This is a genomic window from Vibrio sp. RM-69-4, assembly GCF_024743775.1.
Lineage (GTDB): Bacteria > Pseudomonadota > Gammaproteobacteria > Enterobacterales > Vibrionaceae > Vibrio > Vibrio anguillarum.
Genome location: NZ_JAMQXI010000095.1, coordinates 1 through 2,269 on the forward strand (window position 1 = coordinate 1; position 2,269 = coordinate 2,269).

The 2,269-nt window shown below is 52.2% G+C and carries 1 rRNA gene; it reads left to right on the forward strand.

What is annotated here, in order from left to right:
- Positions 1 to 2,269, forward strand: a 23S ribosomal RNA gene (locus NB504_RS18410); the annotation flags it as partial.

Genomic DNA, 2,269 nt, shown 5'->3' on the forward strand with positions numbered 1-2,269 from the left:
TTTGTATAATGGGTCAGCGACTTATATTCAGTGGCAAGGTTAACCGAATAGGGGAGCCGTAGGGAAACCGAGTCTTAACTGGGCGCTTCAGTCTCTGGATATAGACCCGAAACCGGGTGATCTAGCCATGGGCAGGTTGAAGGTTGAGTAACATCAACTGGAGGACCGAACCGACTAATGTTGAAAAATTAGCGGATGACTTGTGGCTAGGGGTGAAAGGCCAATCAAACTCGGAGATAGCTGGTTCTCCCCGAAAGCTATTTAGGTAGCGCCTCGGACGAATACTACTGGGGGTAGAGCACTGTTAAGGCTAGGGGGTCATCCCGACTTACCAACCCTTTGCAAACTCCGAATACCAGTAAGTACTATCCGGGAGACACACGGCGGGTGCTAACGTCCGTCGTGGAGAGGGAAACAACCCAGACCGCCAGCTAAGGTCCCAAATTACTACTAAGTGGGAAACGATGTGGGAAGGCTCAGACAGCCAGGATGTTGGCTTAGAAGCAGCCATCATTTAAAGAAAGCGTAATAGCTCACTGGTCGAGTCGGCCTGCGCGGAAGATGTAACGGGGCTAAGTAGTAAACCGAAGCTGCGGCAATACAGTTTACTGTATTGGGTAGGGGAGCGTTCTGTAAGCCGTTGAAGGTGTGTTGTAAAGCATGCTGGAGGTATCAGAAGTGCGAATGCTGACATGAGTAACGATAAGGGGGGTGAAAAACCTCCCCGCCGGAAGACCAAGGGTTCCTGTCCAACGTTAATCGGGGCAGGGTAAGTCGACCCCTAAGGCGAGGCTGAAAAGCGTAGTCGATGGGAAACGGGTTAATATTCCCGTACTGCTTATAATTGCGATGGGGGGACGGAGAAGGCTAGGTGGGCCAGGCGACGGTTGTCCTGGTTCAAGTGCGTAGGCTAAGAGACTAGGTAAATCCGGTTTCTTGTTAGGCTGAGACACGACGTCGAGCTGCTACGGCAGTGAAGTCATTGATGCCCTGCTTCCAGGAAAAGCCTCTAAGCTTCAGATTATAAGCAATCGTACCCCAAACCGACACAGGTGGTCGGGTAGAGAATACCAAGGCGCTTGAGAGAACTCGGGTGAAGGAACTAGGCAAAATGGTACCGTAACTTCGGGAGAAGGTACGCTCTTATTGGTGAAGTCCCTCGCGGATGGAGCTGACGAGAGTCGCAGATACCAGGTGGCTGCAACTGTTTATTAAAAACACAGCACTGTGCAAAATCGCAAGATGACGTATACGGTGTGACGCCTGCCCGGTGCCGGAAGGTTAATTGATGGGGTTAGACTTAGGTCGAAGCTCTTGATCGAAGCCCCGGTAAACGGCGGCCGTAACTATAACGGTCCTAAGGTAGCGAAATTCCTTGTCGGGTAAGTTCCGACCTGCACGAATGGCGTAATGATGGCCACGCTGTCTCCACCCGAGACTCAGTGAAATTGAAATCGCTGTGAAGATGCAGTGTACCCGCGGCTAGACGGAAAGACCCCGTGAACCTTTACTACAGCTTGGCACTGAACATTGAACCTACATGTGTAGGATAGGTGGGAGACTTAGAAGCGCAGTCGCTAGATTGCGTGGAGTCGACCTTGAAATACCACCCTTGTCGTTTTGATGTTCTAACGTAGGCCCCTCATCGGGGTTGCGGACAGTGCCTGGTGGGTAGTTTGACTGGGGCGGTCTCCTCCCAAAGAGTAACGGAGGAGCACGAAGGTGGGCTAATCACGGTTGGACATCGTGAGGTTAGTGCAATGGCATAAGCCCGCTTAACTGCGAGAATGACGGTTCGAGCAGGTACGAAAGTAGGTCATAGTGATCCGGTGGTTCTGAATGGAAGGGCCATCGCTCAACGGATAAAAGGTACTCCGGGGATAACAGGCTGATACCGCCCAAGAGTTCATATCGACGGCGGTGTTTGGCACCTCGATGTCGGCTCATCACATCCTGGGGCTGAAGTCGGTCCCAAGGGTATGGCTGTTCGCCATTTAAAGTGGTACGCGAGCTGGGTTTAGAACGTCGTGAGACAGTTCGGTCCCTATCTGCCGTGGGCGTTGGAAGATTGAAGGGGGCTGCTCCTAGTACGAGAGGACCGGAGTGGACGAACCGCTGGTGTTCGGGTTGTCATGCCAATGGCATTGCCCGGTAGCTAAGTTCGGAATTGATAAGCGCTGAAAGCATCTAAGCGCGAAGCGAGCCCTGAGATGAGTCTTCCCTGGCACTTTAAGTGTCCTAAAGGGTTGTTCGAGACTAGAACGTTGAT